The sequence below is a fragment of the Paraburkholderia sp. RAU6.4a genome (assembly GCF_050435625.1).
Classification (GTDB): domain Bacteria; phylum Pseudomonadota; class Gammaproteobacteria; order Burkholderiales; family Burkholderiaceae; genus Paraburkholderia; species Paraburkholderia tuberum.
Map to the genome: position 1 here is coordinate 1,675,179 of NZ_JBNDKQ010000003.1, position 13,235 is coordinate 1,688,413.

Annotated in this window: 10 protein-coding genes and 1 tRNA gene; 6 read left to right on the plus strand and 5 right to left on the minus strand. The window is 65.1% G+C overall.

The genetic code is table 11. The features are described from left to right. Positions 1-82: 82 nt before the first annotated feature. Positions 83-1,225, minus strand: coding sequence for an ISNCY family transposase (locus tag OKW40_RS32325; protein WP_429335789.1), 1,143 nt, complete (start codon positions 1,223-1,225; stop codon positions 83-85). A 169-nt stretch (positions 1,226-1,394) separates the two neighbouring features. Here OKW40_RS32325 and OKW40_RS32330 point away from each other — a divergent pair. After that, a tRNA-Val gene (locus OKW40_RS32330) sits at positions 1,395-1,471 on the plus strand. A gap of 285 nt (positions 1,472-1,756) precedes the next feature. Continuing rightward, positions 1,757-3,460, plus strand: coding sequence for a dihydroxyacetone kinase subunit DhaK (gene dhaK, locus OKW40_RS32335; protein WP_429493297.1), 1,704 nt, complete (start codon positions 1,757-1,759; stop codon positions 3,458-3,460). Between the two features lie 76 nt (positions 3,461-3,536). Here dhaK and OKW40_RS32340 read toward each other — a convergent pair whose 3' ends face one another. The 4 genes from OKW40_RS32340 to selD form a co-directional block, all read right to left on the minus strand. Then, complete coding sequence (locus OKW40_RS32340; protein ID WP_143037237.1) at positions 3,537-3,671, minus strand: hypothetical protein; 135 nt, start codon at positions 3,669-3,671, stop codon at positions 3,537-3,539. 36 nt (positions 3,672-3,707) lie between these two features. Beyond that, positions 3,708-4,763 (minus strand): permease, encoded by a 1,056-nt coding sequence (locus OKW40_RS32345; RefSeq protein ID WP_429493298.1) that lies wholly within the window; start codon positions 4,761-4,763, stop codon positions 3,708-3,710. A 25-nt stretch (positions 4,764-4,788) separates the two neighbouring features. Next, positions 4,789-5,856: a tRNA 2-selenouridine(34) synthase MnmH gene (mnmH, locus tag OKW40_RS32350; protein ID WP_429352595.1), complete on the minus strand. Its 1,068-nt coding sequence runs from the start codon at positions 5,854-5,856 to the stop codon at positions 4,789-4,791. 117 nt (positions 5,857-5,973) lie between these two features. Continuing rightward, positions 5,974-7,032: a selenide, water dikinase SelD gene (gene selD, locus OKW40_RS32355; protein ID WP_429493299.1), complete on the minus strand. Its 1,059-nt coding sequence runs from the start codon at positions 7,030-7,032 to the stop codon at positions 5,974-5,976. A 413-nt stretch (positions 7,033-7,445) separates the two neighbouring features. Here selD and fdnG point away from each other — a divergent pair, with 413 nt between their 5' ends. From fdnG to fdhE, 4 genes are all read left to right on the plus strand, one after another. Next, the gene (gene fdnG, locus OKW40_RS32360; protein ID WP_429493300.1) at positions 7,446-10,514 is read left to right on the plus strand and encodes a formate dehydrogenase-N subunit alpha; all 3,069 of its coding nucleotides are present in this window, start codon (positions 7,446-7,448) and stop codon (positions 10,512-10,514) included. Positions 10,515-10,523: 9 nt separating this feature from the next. After that, positions 10,524-11,447 (plus strand): formate dehydrogenase subunit beta, encoded by a 924-nt coding sequence (gene fdxH / locus OKW40_RS32365; protein WP_429352593.1) that lies wholly within the window; start codon positions 10,524-10,526, stop codon positions 11,445-11,447. Beyond that, positions 11,444-12,100: a formate dehydrogenase subunit gamma gene (locus OKW40_RS32370; protein WP_184038987.1), complete on the plus strand. Its 657-nt coding sequence runs from the start codon at positions 11,444-11,446 to the stop codon at positions 12,098-12,100. Before fdxH ends, OKW40_RS32370 begins: the two co-directional genes overlap by 4 nt. 123 nt (positions 12,101-12,223) lie before the next feature. After that, a complete protein-coding gene (gene fdhE / locus OKW40_RS32375) occupies positions 12,224-13,225 on the plus strand; it encodes a formate dehydrogenase accessory protein FdhE (RefSeq protein ID WP_090808552.1) in 1,002 nt (333 codons plus the stop codon). Positions 13,226-13,235 lie beyond the last annotated feature (10 nt).

Consider the following 13,235-nt stretch of genomic DNA (forward strand, 5'->3'; position numbering starts at 1 on the left):
CCGCTTTCCTGCGTGGGCGGCAAAGCGGCGCAGGGCATAGCCCGAAGCCGGTTTGCCGCCCACGCGGCCGTCTGGCGAACCCTCAGGCGGCCTGCTGAACCGGGTCAACCTGCAGTGTGCCCGCGGCATCATAACGTCCCAGACAGCGCGGACCGTAAAACACGGCAAGCGAGCCGTCCACGTAGCGATGCACACGCACCCGCCGCTTGACGTAATGGGGCCTCGAACCACCGGCCGGGATCTGCAGTGGCAGCCCCTCGAAGCTCACACAGTTGTCGTTGTTCACGGTGCGCTCGTGGTGCTCGCACAGGATGTCGGCCAGGCCATTGCCGATGTACGGCACGAAGGCGCTGCCTGACTCGGCTGCAGATACCGCGAACTCGGCGTTGTGGCGGGGAAGATAGACCTGTTCCAGATACACATTGGCCTGCTGCATGCTGGTGATGCCGGCTTTGGCGAGCTCGCGTGGCAGCCGCTCCTGGTGCGTGCCGAAGGCCCGCTCCGAACGCCCGCGCGCCTCGGGTGAGTACGCCGCGATGTGCTCGATGCCCAGCTGCGCCAGCGCCCGGCCGAACTGCGTCGGGTTGTTTCGGTCGACCTTGCCGCCAGCTTCAGGCGTATGGAAATAGTGGCTGCCGCGATCGGTGTACAGCGCACAGAACAGGCCGTGCTGCGCGATTGTCTGGCCCACGCCGTGGAAACTCGACGCCGTGCCTTCCTCGTCGCAGAAGAACATCGACAGGTGTTCGCCCGTCGCATCGTCCATTGTCACCACCAGATCCCAGTCGTGCCCGCTAACCCACTCGTGACGGCTCGCATCCTGATGTATCAGCATGCCCGCCAGCGGCGCTCGCTCGCGCTTCTTGCGGTGCTTGCCACGCGCCTTGGCCCGCTTGACTTCACCGGCCTGCTGCAACTGGTTCTTGACCCACGTGTAGCTGCGCTGGCCGCCATGCTCACGCCGGTACCAGCCATGGAAATGTCGAACGTTCCAGCCGGGGTAATCGCGCCGGTAGAGCTCCACGAGCTTGACTACCTCATCGACGGGCGCCCGACGATGCGATATCTGGTCAAGCCGTTTGTCGATCAGCCCCTGCAGTCCGTCCGCCTCGTAGCGATCAATCTGTCGCCGCAGCGTGCGCTCGCAAACCCCCAGCAGGCGCGCCGCTTCCGCCTGCGTAAGTCGCCGATCCTGCCAGTCCGTGTACACCTCTTCGAATCTCATCTTCCGGGTTTCCTGTAACCAGCGTGCCCGGCTTACGGGTGGTTCCATACCGCACCCAAAAACCGGACACATTACGTGCTACAGAACCGGACAATTGATTTGCTCCTAACATAAGTCGCGGCAAGGGGTTGTGCAGTCCGCATTGAGTCTCTATAATTCGCGCCTCTAAAGGCTCGTAGCTCAGTTGGTTAGAGCACCACCTTGACATGGTGGGGGTCGTTGGTTCGAATCCAATCGAGCCTACCAACGCATCTGTGACGTAGACGAAAGCGGTTCCGCTTTCGTCTACGGTCCTGTCAAATCGATCCAGTCGTTTCCTCAGTTTCGCCGTTCGGCATCACGTCCCCTTCGTTGTTGTTGTCCGCTCGTGGCCCGAAGCTCGTGCACGTTCACGCGCGCGCTCTCGCCGTTGCGTCGTCGTTCGACAATGCGCGGTACAGTTAGACCTTCCGCTTTCGCCGCCGACCCGACTGCCGTTCCCATCGCATCTTCGATCATGCGATGCCGGCAGCATCCAACGGAGCTGACGCAATGAAGAAGCTCATCAACGATGTGTCCACCGTGGTCCCCGAGATGCTCGACGGGCTCATCGCGCTCAATCCCCAACTCTCGCTATTGCAAGGCGGCACGATCGTCTTGCGCGCCGATGCCCAGGCCGTGGCCGCGCGCGGCGAGGTCGCGCTGATCTCGGGCGGCGGCTCGGGCCACGAGCCCGCGCACGGCGGCTATGTGGGCCACGGCATGCTGAGCGCGGCGGTGGCCGGCGAGGTCTTCACCTCGCCCTCCACCGACGCCGTGCTCGACGCGATACGCGCGGTGGCCGGCCCCGCTGGCGCGTTGCTGATCGTCAAGAACTACACGGGCGACCGCTTCAACTTCGGCCTCGCGGCCGAAATCGCGCGCGCCGAGGGCATCCTCGTTGAGATGATGATCGTCGCCGACGACGTCGCGCTGAGCGCGAGCGGCGATCACGCGGGCCGTCGCGGACTCGCGGGCACAGTGTTGGTTCACAAGATCGCGGGCGCGGCGGCCGCGCGCGGTTTGCCGTTGGCCGAGGTCGCGCGGCTCGCTCGGGAAGCGGCCGCGTCGCTCGGCACGATGGGCGTCGCGCTGACGCCGTGCACGGTGCCGGCCGCGGGCAAGCCGGGCTTCGCGCTGGGCGATGGCGAAATCGAATGGGGCCTCGGCATTCATGGCGAACCCGGTGTGGCGCGCGGCGCGCTGGAGCCGGCCGACGCGATCGTCGGCAAGCTGCTTGCAAAGATCGTCGACGATCTCGCGTTGCAGGCGGGCGAGCGCGTCGCGCTGCTCGTCAACAATCTGGGTGGCACGCCGCCGAGCGAACTCAACGTGGTGGCTGGTGCCGCGCTGCGCGAGCTTGCCGGGCGCGGCATCGAAGTCGCGCGCGCGTGGGCCGGCACGTTCCTGAGCGCGCTCGAAATGGCCGGCGTCTCGCTGACGCTGCTGCGTATCGATGACGAACGGCTGAGCCTGCTCGACGCCGCCTCACAGACGAGCGCATGGCCTGCGTTGAGCGGCCGCGTCGCGCAGGTCGCGGTGCGTGCGGCGCCACCCGCGCCGCAAAGCGCGAGCGGCCCGACGCTCGCGCGTGACGCGACGCTGCGGCGCGCGCTCGAAGCGGTCTGCGAGTGCCTGCTGGCAGCCGAGCCGACATTGACCGAAATGGACCAGCGCGTCGGCGACGGCGACCTCGGCATCAGCCTCGCGCGCGGCGCACGCGCGGTGCAGCTCGAGCTCGATTCCTACGCGTGCGCAACCACTCCGGGCGCGGTATTGCGCGGCATGTCGGCGACGCTGCGGCGCGTGGTGGGCGGCACGTCGGGTCCGCTGTACGCGGTGATGCTGCTGCGCGCGGCGGCCGCGCTCGAACAGTCGGGCGGGACCACCGCACGGCAATGGGCGACGGCGTTCAGCGCCGGTGTCGATGGGTTGATGGAACTGGGGGGCGCGCGGCCGGGCGATCGGACGATGGTCGATGCGCTGAGGCCCGCTGCCGACGCGCTGCACGACGCACTCGCTCAGGGAGCGTCGACGGATGCCGCATTGCAGGCCACCGTCGCTGCGGCATGCGACGGCACGTCTCGTACCGCATCGATGCATCCGCGGCGCGGGCGTTCGAGCTATGTCGGCGAGCGCGCGCTCGGTCATATGGACCCGGGCGCGCATGCGGTCGCGTTGTGGCTCACGGCGATTCGCGACGCGCTTCCCGGTTAGGCGCAGGCGCACGCGAACGATACGGCGAACGCAAGGGACGAGCGCACTTTCGCAGCAGGGAAAAACTACGCCGCCGTCACGGCCGCAGCAGATCGAATCCCGCGAACGCCACGACGCCGCTCAGTGCGATCAGCGCCACCGAGTGCTGTCCAAGGTACAGCAGCCCGGCAGCGGACCAACACGTGACAGCGAATGCGGCAATACGTTTCATGCTTCCTTCTTCTACGACTCGAACTCAAAAACCGACTCAGAAGCCCAGCGTAACGGCCAGCAGTCCACTGACGACACCGCCCACCACCACTGCAAAGGTCACCACCGTCAGCACGCGCCGCGGAAACGACCGCGCGAGCATCGCGAGCGACGGCACGCTGACGAGCGGCAGCGTCATCAGCAGCGCGCCGGCGGGGCCGGCGGCCATGCCGAACGACAGCATAGCCTGAATGATCGGCACTTCACCCGCGGTCGGAATCACGAACAGCGTGCCGGCGATCGACAGCGCGATGATCCACAGCAGGCTGTTGTCGACGTCCGGGCCGATGTGCGGAAACAGCCATGCGCGCGCCGCGCCGAGAATCAGCACGAGCGCGATGTATTCCGGCACGAGCCGCAGCGTCATGCGCCCCAGAATCGTGATCCAGCGCGAGAACGCGGTGCCTGGATCGTCGGCGCTGACCAGTTGCGCGACGGCCTCTCGCGACGCTTGCGCTTCCTGCGGCGTGACCATGCGGTTCACGACGTAGCCAAGGCCGAGCACCATCACGATGCCGAGCGCGAGGCGCAGGCCCATCCACTGCCAGCCGAGCACGAAGCCCATGAAGATCAGCGTAGCGGGATTCAGCGCGGTATTACCGAGCCAAAAAGCAATCGCCGCGCCCGGCGCCGCTGCACGCGCGCGCAGGCCCGCGACGACCGGCGCCGCGCAGCAGGTGCACATCATGCCCGGCAACGACATCAGGCCGCCTTTGACGACGCTGTTGAAGTCGGCACGGCCGAGCGCGCGCGCGACCCATTGTGGTGGAATCAGCGCCTGTACCGCGGAGCCGAGCAGCAGGCCGAGCACCATCGCCTGCCAGATTGCCTTGCCGTAAGCGAGCGCGAAGTCGATCGCGGCCTGCCATGAGGCCGCCGGCGCGCTCGCGGACGTGCCCATCAGGATCGACTTGCCGATCGAATGCTGGCTCGCGGCGACGAACGCGCGGTTGTAGTACGGAAACCACTTCACATAGAAGAGGCCGACGACGGCGATCAGCAGGAACACGATCCAGCCAAGCGTGACGCGGGGTTGCCGAAGGGTTGATTGCATGATGGTTGTTGAATGTCGTTGTGGATCAACCGACGACTAGCGTGCGGGTATCGAGCTGCGCGAGCAGCGTTTTCGCCTGCTCGACGATGTCGGCGTCGTTCGGGCGGAAATCGAGTTGCAGCGCGCCCGGCAACTGCTCGAAATGCTGGCCGCTGCTGCGCGCGTATGCGGGATCGTAGTGCCGTTCGATCAGTTCGCGCGCGAGCTCGGCGCGCCGGTTCTCGTCGACGAGCCGCAGCCAGCCCGTGACCCGCTCGCGGCTGTGCAGACCGATCAACCGTTCCAGCTGTCCCTTGAAGTAATCGGGATGCTCGAACAGATGCGCGTAATCCTGCAACAGAAACGCCGCGCGGTCCTCGCTGCTCGAGCGCACCTCGACGCACGCGCCGCGATGAAACGTTTCGAGCAGCGCGAGCGGCAGCGTGACGGAGCCGATGCGCCGGCTTTCCGCCTCGACGAACACAGGCCGGTTCACGTCGAAGTCGCGCAGCGCGGTGACGAGCAGCGTGTCGAAACGCTTTTGCGACGGCTGCGCCACGCCCGTATACGCGCCGAGCAGCGAGCCGCGATGCGCGGCGAGCGCCTCGAGGTCGAGCGTCTGCGCGCCGGCCTCATGCAGCGCCGACAGCAGCCGCGTCTTGCCGCTGCCGGTCGGGCCGACGAGCGCGATATAGCTGAAACGGCGCGGCAGGGTTTCGAGCCTCTCCAGCGTGGCGCGCCGGTAGCTCTTGTAGCCGCCGTCGAGTTGCCGCGCCGACCAGCCGATCATGTTGAACAGCGTCGTGACCGAGCCCGAACGCTTGCCGCCGCGCCAGCAGTAGATCAGCGGGCGCCAGTTGCGCGGCCGGTCGGCGAACGTGGTTTCCAGATGATGCGCGATGTTGCGCGCGACCAACGCCGCGCCGAGCCGCGTGCCCTCGAACGGCGACACCTGCGTGTAGGTCGTGCCGACCAGCACGCGTTCCTCGTTGCTCAGCACTGGCGCGTTGGTCGCGCCCGGAATATGGTCTTCCTCGAACTCGAGCGGAGTGCGAACGTCGACGATTTCATCGAAATCGCCGGCTTTGTCGAGGCTGACTAGAAGACTTTTCAAGGGAGTAGGGATAAAACGGACCGCGGGAAGACCGAAATTATCGCATGGGCGGCTCGTTCGGGCCGGTTATATGCGTCCTTCCCGGGGTTCTCCAGTGACGTCCTTCGGCCGCCTACCTCAGATGACTTCGACCCGCGCTTGCCCGCTCACCAGCTCGCCGATCACCCGTGCGTCGGCAAAGCCATCGGCGCGGAACAGCGCGAGCACTTCGTCTACCGCTTCGGGCGAGCACGACACCAGCAGCCCGCCCGACGTCTGCGGATCGGTCAACAACGCGCGGCCGGCGGACGGCAAGGTGGCGGGCAGCACCACGTCGTGGCCGTAGGCATCCCAGTTGCGGCCCGATGCGCCGGTGAAAATGCCTGCTTGCGCGAGGCTCGCGACGTTCGGCAGCCACGGCAGGTCCGCGTAGCGCACGCGCGCGGTCAGCTTCGAGCCGCGTGCGAGTTCCAGCGTGTGGCCGAGCAGGCCGAAGCCGGTGATGTCGGTCAGCGCATGCACGCCGTCGAGCCGCGCCAGCTCGGCGCCCGGCCGGTTCAGCTTGGTGGTCGCGCTGATCATTGCCGCGTAGCCGGCCTCGTCGAGCCGGTCTTTCTTCAGTGCCGCGGACAGAATCCCGACGCCGAGCGGCTTGCCGAGGATCAGCACGTCGCCGGCCTGGCCGCCCGCGTTGCGCTTGACGCGCTTCGGATCGACGATGCCCAGCGCGACGAGGCCGTAAATCGGCTCGACGGAATCGATCGAATGGCCGCCCGCGACCGGGATGCCTGCTTCCGCGCAGACCGATTCGCCGCCTTTCAGCACGGCCGCGATCACGTCGTGCGGCAGCACGTTGATCGGCATGCCGACGATCGCGAGTGCCATGATCGGCTTGCCGCCCATCGCGTAGACGTCGGAGATCGCGTTGGTCGCGGCGATGCGGCCGAAGTCGAATGGATCGTCGACGATCGGCATGAAGAAATCGGTGGTCGCGACGATCGCCTGGTCTTCGTTGAGCTTGTAGACGGCGGCGTCGTCGGCGGTATCGTTGCCGACCAGCAGGTCGGGGAAGAATGGCAGCGGCGCGCTGCGCTTGAGCAGATCGGCGAGCAGGCCGGGCGCGATCTTGCAGCCGCAGCCGCCGCCGTGCGACAGGCTCGTCAGGCGGGGCGACTGGCTTGCTTGGACTTGGGTCATGGAGGCGAGAGTTCGGGTTCGTCGAATGACCGCATTATGAGGGTTGTTTTCACACTGTGCAGCGTCGGCACGGGCGCAAACCGGCTCTATGCCGAACCCGTTTCGAACCCCGTTTTGCCGAGCAAGCGGCACGTACGCGCGATGAAACGAATTCTTTACGCTACAACGCAATTCCGCGACGCCCGGGTAGTTCATAGGAGCGCAATAGTCCGCCGATGAGGTCAGTGGGAGTCACTATTCGCGGATGCAGCATGAACGGTGCCCAACAGCGGGAATAAATCGTGCCAGCAGGGTGCCGTCCTTTCAAGTGACTTTCGCATGTCCCATCTACCGGGGTGGCGAATGCACTACGCTGCATGTCGCGAAACGGCATCTATAATCAATTTTGTCCCCAAAAGAGCCGAGGCCATGCAATGACGCAAATGACTCGGCGACAATTCCTGAAGGTCTCTGCCACGACACTTGCCGGATCGAGCCTGGCCCTGATGGGCTTCTCGCCGACAGCCGCGCTGGCCGAAGTCCGTCAGTACAAATTGTCGCGTGCGACTGAAACCCGCAACACCTGCCCGTACTGTTCGGTGGGCTGCGGCATCCTGATGTACGGTCTTGGCGACGAGGCCAAGAATGTGAAGACGAGCATCTTCCACATCGAGGGCGACCCCGACCATCCGGTCAATCGCGGCACGCTGTGCCCGAAGGGCGCGAGCCTGATCGACTTCATCCATAGCTCGAGCCGTCTGCGCTATCCCGAGTACCGCGCGGCCGGGGCGAGCGAGTGGAAGCGCATCTCGTGGGAAGACGCGCTAGACCGCATCGCGAAGCTGATGAAGGAAGACCGCGACGCGAACTTCGTCGAGACGAACGCGGACGGCAAGAAGGTCAACCGCTGGCTGACTACCGGCATGCTCGCGGCATCGGCCGGCAGCAACGAGGTGGGTTATCTGACGCACAAGACTGTTCGCAGTCTCGGCATGCTCGGATTCGACAATCAGGCGCGTGTCTGACATGGCCCGACGGTGGCAGGTCTTGCCCCGACGTTTGGCCGTGGAGCGATGACGAACCATTGGGTCGACATCAGAAACGCGGACGTGATTCTCGTGATGGGCGGCAATGCGGCCGAGGCACACCCATGCGGTTTCAAATGGGTCACCGAAGCCAAGGCGCACCGCAAGGCGCGTCTGATCGTGGTCGACCCGCGCTTTACGCGTACGGCGTCGGTCGCGGACTACTTCGTGCAGATCCGCACCGGTACGGACATTGCGTTCCTCGGCGGGGTGATCAACTACCTGCTGACGAACGACAAGATCCAGCACGAGTACGTGAAGAACTACACGGACGTGCCGTTCATCGTGCGCGAGGATTTCGCGTTCAAGGACGGCCTGTTTTCCGGCTACCACGCCGACACGCGCAGCTACGACAAGACCTCGTGGGACTACGAGCGCGGCGATGACGGCTTCGCCAAGGTCGACCCGACGCTGCAGGACCCGCGCTGCGTCTATCAGCTGATGAAGCAGCACTACTCGCGCTACACGCCCGAGCAGGTCGAGAAAATCTGCGGCGTGCCGAAGGAGAAGTTCCAGCACGTGTGCGAGTTGCTCGCGTCGACGTCGGTGCCTGGGCGCGCGGCCACGATCATGTACGCGCTCGGCTGGACGCATCACTCGGTCGGCTCGCAGATCATCCGCACCGGCGCGATGGTGCAGCTGCTGCTCGGCAACATCGGCATCGCGGGCGGCGGCATGAACGCGCTGCGCGGCCATTCGAACATCCAGGGCCTGACGGATCTCGGCCTGATGTCGAACCTGCTGCCGGGCTACATGACGCTGCCCATGGAAGCGGAGCAGGACTTCGACGCCTACATCGCGACGCGCGCCAAACAGCCGCTGCGGCCGAACCAGCTGAGCTACTGGCGCAACTATCGGGCGTTCCACGTGAGCTTCATGAAATCGTGGTGGGGCGACAAGGCGACCGCCGACAACAACTTCGCTTTCGACTATCTGCCGAAGCTCGACAAGTCCTACGACTTGCTGCAGGTCTTCGAGCTGATGAATCAGGGCAAAATGACCGGCTACCTCGCGCAGGGCTTCAACCCGCTTGCCGCCGCGCCGTTCAAGGCGAAGAACGGCGCGGCGCTGGCCAAGCTGAAGTGGCTCGTGATCATGGATCCGCTCGCGACCGAAACGTCGGAGTTCTGGAAGAACTACGGCCCGTTCAACGACGTCGACAGCGGCTCGATCCAGACAGAGGTGTTTCGTCTACCGACCACCTGCTTCGCCGAGGAACGCGGCTCGCTCGTTAGTTCGAGCCGGGTGCTGCAGTGGCATTGGCAGGGCGCGGACGGTCCCGGCGAAGCGAAGAGCGACCTCGATATCATGGCGGGGCTGTGGCTGCGTATTCGCGACGCTTATCGCAAGGACGGCGGCAAGTATCCCGATCCAATCCTGAACATGAGCTGGCCGTATGCGAACCCGGAAAGCCCGACGCCCGAAGAACTCGCGATGGAGTACAACGGCAAGGCGCTCGCGGACGTCACCGATCCGAAGGACACGACCAAGGTGCTCGCGAAGAAGGGCGAGCAGCTCGCGAGTTTCGCGCTGCTGCGCGACGACGGCTCGACCTCGAGCGGCTGCTGGATCTTCTGCGGCGCGTGGACCCAGGCGGGCAACCAGATGGGCCGCCGCGACAACTCGGACCCGACCGGCATCGGCAACACGCTGAACTGGGCCTGGGCATGGCCGGTGAACCGGCGGGTTCTGTACAACCGCGCGTCGTGCGATCTCAGCGGCAAGCCGTTCGATCCGACGCGCAAGCTGATCGCGTGGAACGGCAGCACGTGGTCGGGCGCCGACATTCCGGACTTCAAGGTCGACGAGCCGCCCGAAGACGGCATGAATCCGTTCATCATGAATCCGGAAGGCGTGGCTTGCTTCTTCGCGCGCGAAGCTATGGTGGAAGGGCCATTCCCCGAGCACTACGAGCCGTTCGAAACGCCGCTCGGCTACAACCCGCTGCATCCGGACAACAAGTTGGTCGTCAGCAATCCTGCGGCGCGCGTGTTCCCGGACGACATGGCCACGTTCGGCACGCACGAGAACTTCCCGCATACGGCGACCACCTATCGTCTGACCGAGCATTTCCACTACTGGACCAAACACGCGCGTCTGAACGCGATCATCCAGCCCGAGCAGTTCGTCGAGATTGGCGAAGACCTCGCGAAGGAGATCGGCGTGGTAGCCGGCGACCGGGTCAAGGTGAGCTCGAACCGCGGCCACCTGGTTGCCGTCGCGGTCGTGACGAAGCGGATCAAACCGCTGATGATCGAAGGCAAGAAGGTGCAGACCGTCGGGCTGCCGCTCCATTGGGGCTTCAAAGGGCTCGCGAGGCCGGGCTATCTCATCAATACGCTGACGCCCCCGGTGGGCGACGGGAATTCGCAGACACCGGAATTCAAGTCGTTCCTCGTCAAGGTCGAAAAGGCATAAGGAAAAGAGATGGCACTGCAATCACTGGACATCAGACGCGTTTCGGCCACCACCACGCAGCCGCCGGTGATTCGCGAGCCGGCCACGGGCACGGTCGCGAAGCTCATCGACGTGTCGAAGTGCATCGGCTGCAAGGCGTGTCAGACGGCTTGCATGGAGTGGAACGATCTGCGCGACGAGATCGGTGTGAACGTGGGCGTCTACGACAACCCGCCCGATCTCACCGAGCATTCGTGGACCGTCATGCGGTTTGCCGAGTACGAGAATTCCGCCGGCGATATCGAATGGCTGATCCGCAAGGACGGCTGCATGCACTGCGACGACCCGGGCTGTCTGAAGGCCTGTCCGGCGCCGGGCGCGATCGTGCAGTACACGAACGGCATCGTGGATTTCCACCAGGAGAACTGCATCGGCTGCGGCTTCTGCATCGCCGGCTGCCCGTTCGACATCCCGCGTATGTCGAAGAAGGATCACCGCGTATACAAGTGCACGCTGTGTTCGGATCGTGTGGCGGTCGGCCAGGAGCCGGCGTGCGTGAAGACCTGCCCGACCGGCGCGATCATGTTCGGCACCAAGGAGGACATGAAGCAGCAGGCCGAGGACCGCATCGTCGATCTGAAGGAGCGCGGTTTTCAGAACGCTGGCCTGTATAACCCGGACAAGGTCGGCGGCACGCATGTGATGTACGTGTTGCACCACGCCGACCGGCCGTCGCTGTATCACGGCCTGCCGGACGATCCGCGCATCAGTCCGCTGGTCTCGTTGTGGAAGGGCATCGCCAAGCCGATCGGGCTCGCCATTATGGGGATCGCCGCGCTCGCGGGCTTCTTCCACTACACGCGCGTCGGCCCGAACGAGGTGTCCGAGGCCGACGAAGCCGCAGCCGTCAAGGAAGCCGAAGAAGCACGCCGTTCGCGGGAGGGTACGCAATGAACCACTCTGAGCACACCGACTTCACGGACCTGAAGGGCAACCGACTGATCGTGCGCTATACGCCGAACGAGCGCACGAATCATTGGATCACCGCGATCTGTTTCATCCTGCTTGCGCTGTCCGGTCTCGCGCTGTTCCATCCGTCGATGGCGTTTCTGTACGTGGTACTCGGCGGCGGGCAGTGGACGCGGATTCTGCACCCGTTCATCGGCTGCGTGATGTTCATCTCGTTCCTGATTCTTGCGTTGCGCTTCTGGCATCACAACTATCTGGACCAGGCGGATATCCAGTGGATGAAGCAGATCGGCGACGTGCTGAACAATCGCGAGGAACGCCTGCCCGCAATCGGCAGGTACAACGCCGGGCAGAAGCTGCTGTTCTTCGTGATGGTGATCTGTATGCTGCTGCTGTTGCTGAGCGGCATCGTGATCTGGCGGCGCTACTTTTCGTTCTATTTCCCGATTGGTGTGATCCGGCTCTCGGCGCTCGTGCATGCCGTGACGGCATTCCTGCTGATCGTCGGCATCATCGTGCATATCTATGCGGCGCTGTGGGTCAAGGGCTCCATAGGTGCGATGACGCGCGGCACCGTTACCTATGGCTGGGCGCGCAAGCATCATCCAAACTGGTTCAGGGAAATCATCGGCAAGTAAATACGCTCCATAGACGCTGCTCCGATGCGGACTCTAATGCACTGGACGCAGCGCCCCTCGCACCGGGCCGCCGCGCCTCGTCGATGACGGGCGGCGGCCTTTCAGTTTTCAGAGGTCGATATCTTGACTCAACGCATTCTCGAAGCCGCCGACATCGAGTCGCTCGATCCCTCGGCAATACCCCGCATCCGCATGCCCGAGCGGCTCGCGGTGTTCGCGCCGCGCGCCGCGCGCCTGCGTCAGCTCGCCTCGCGCGGCAATCCGATCGCCGGCTACCTGCGGCTGATGGCGGCGCTTGCCGATGCGCAGCAGGCGGTGCTCGCGCACTTCAAGGCCCAGCCACCGAGCCCCGAGCTGATCGCGAGCGCGCAGCAGTATTCGATGCCGCTGATTCCAGCGCTGTCCGGCGCGCGCGATCCGGCGTGGCGCGACGTGCTGCTACAACTGCTCGACAGGATCGAAGCGGCGGGTCCCCCGTTGACGCCGCCGCTCGTGGCGTTGTTCGCGCGCCTGCGCTCGCTCGACGTCGCCGCGCTCGAAGCGCAGGCCGACGCGATCTTCGCGCAGCGCTTCGCCGACGTCGATCCGGCGAGCGCGCCGTTCATCATGGCCGCGCTGCAGGTCGTATGGACCGACCTCGCCGCCGACATCGACAAGCGCGCCGTACCGTACCTCGACACACCGGGCCTGTGCCCGGTGTGCGGCTCGCATCCGGTGGCGAGCACGCTGCGCATCGGCGGCGCGTACGACAACTATCGCTATCTGCAATGCGGATTGTGCGCGACCGAATGGCATATGGTCCGTAGCAAATGCTCGAACTGCGATTCGACGAAGGGCATCGCGTACCAGGTAGCCGGCTCGCCCGACGCCGACGCAGCCGCGCGCGAGGCCGAATCGAAAAACGCCGCGCTGAAGGCGGAGTCGTGCGACGAATGCCATACTTACCGCAAGATCGGCATTCAGGCGAAGGACTACGAGTTCGATCCATTCGCGGACGACCTCGCGAGCCTCACGCTCGATCTGCTGATGGGCGCGGAAGGTTACCGGCGCGCGTCGCCGCATCCATGGCTGTGGCCGGAGCAGACGGCCGGCGCGGCCGAAACGGAGGGCGACGAGTCGGCCTGACGGCGACCTG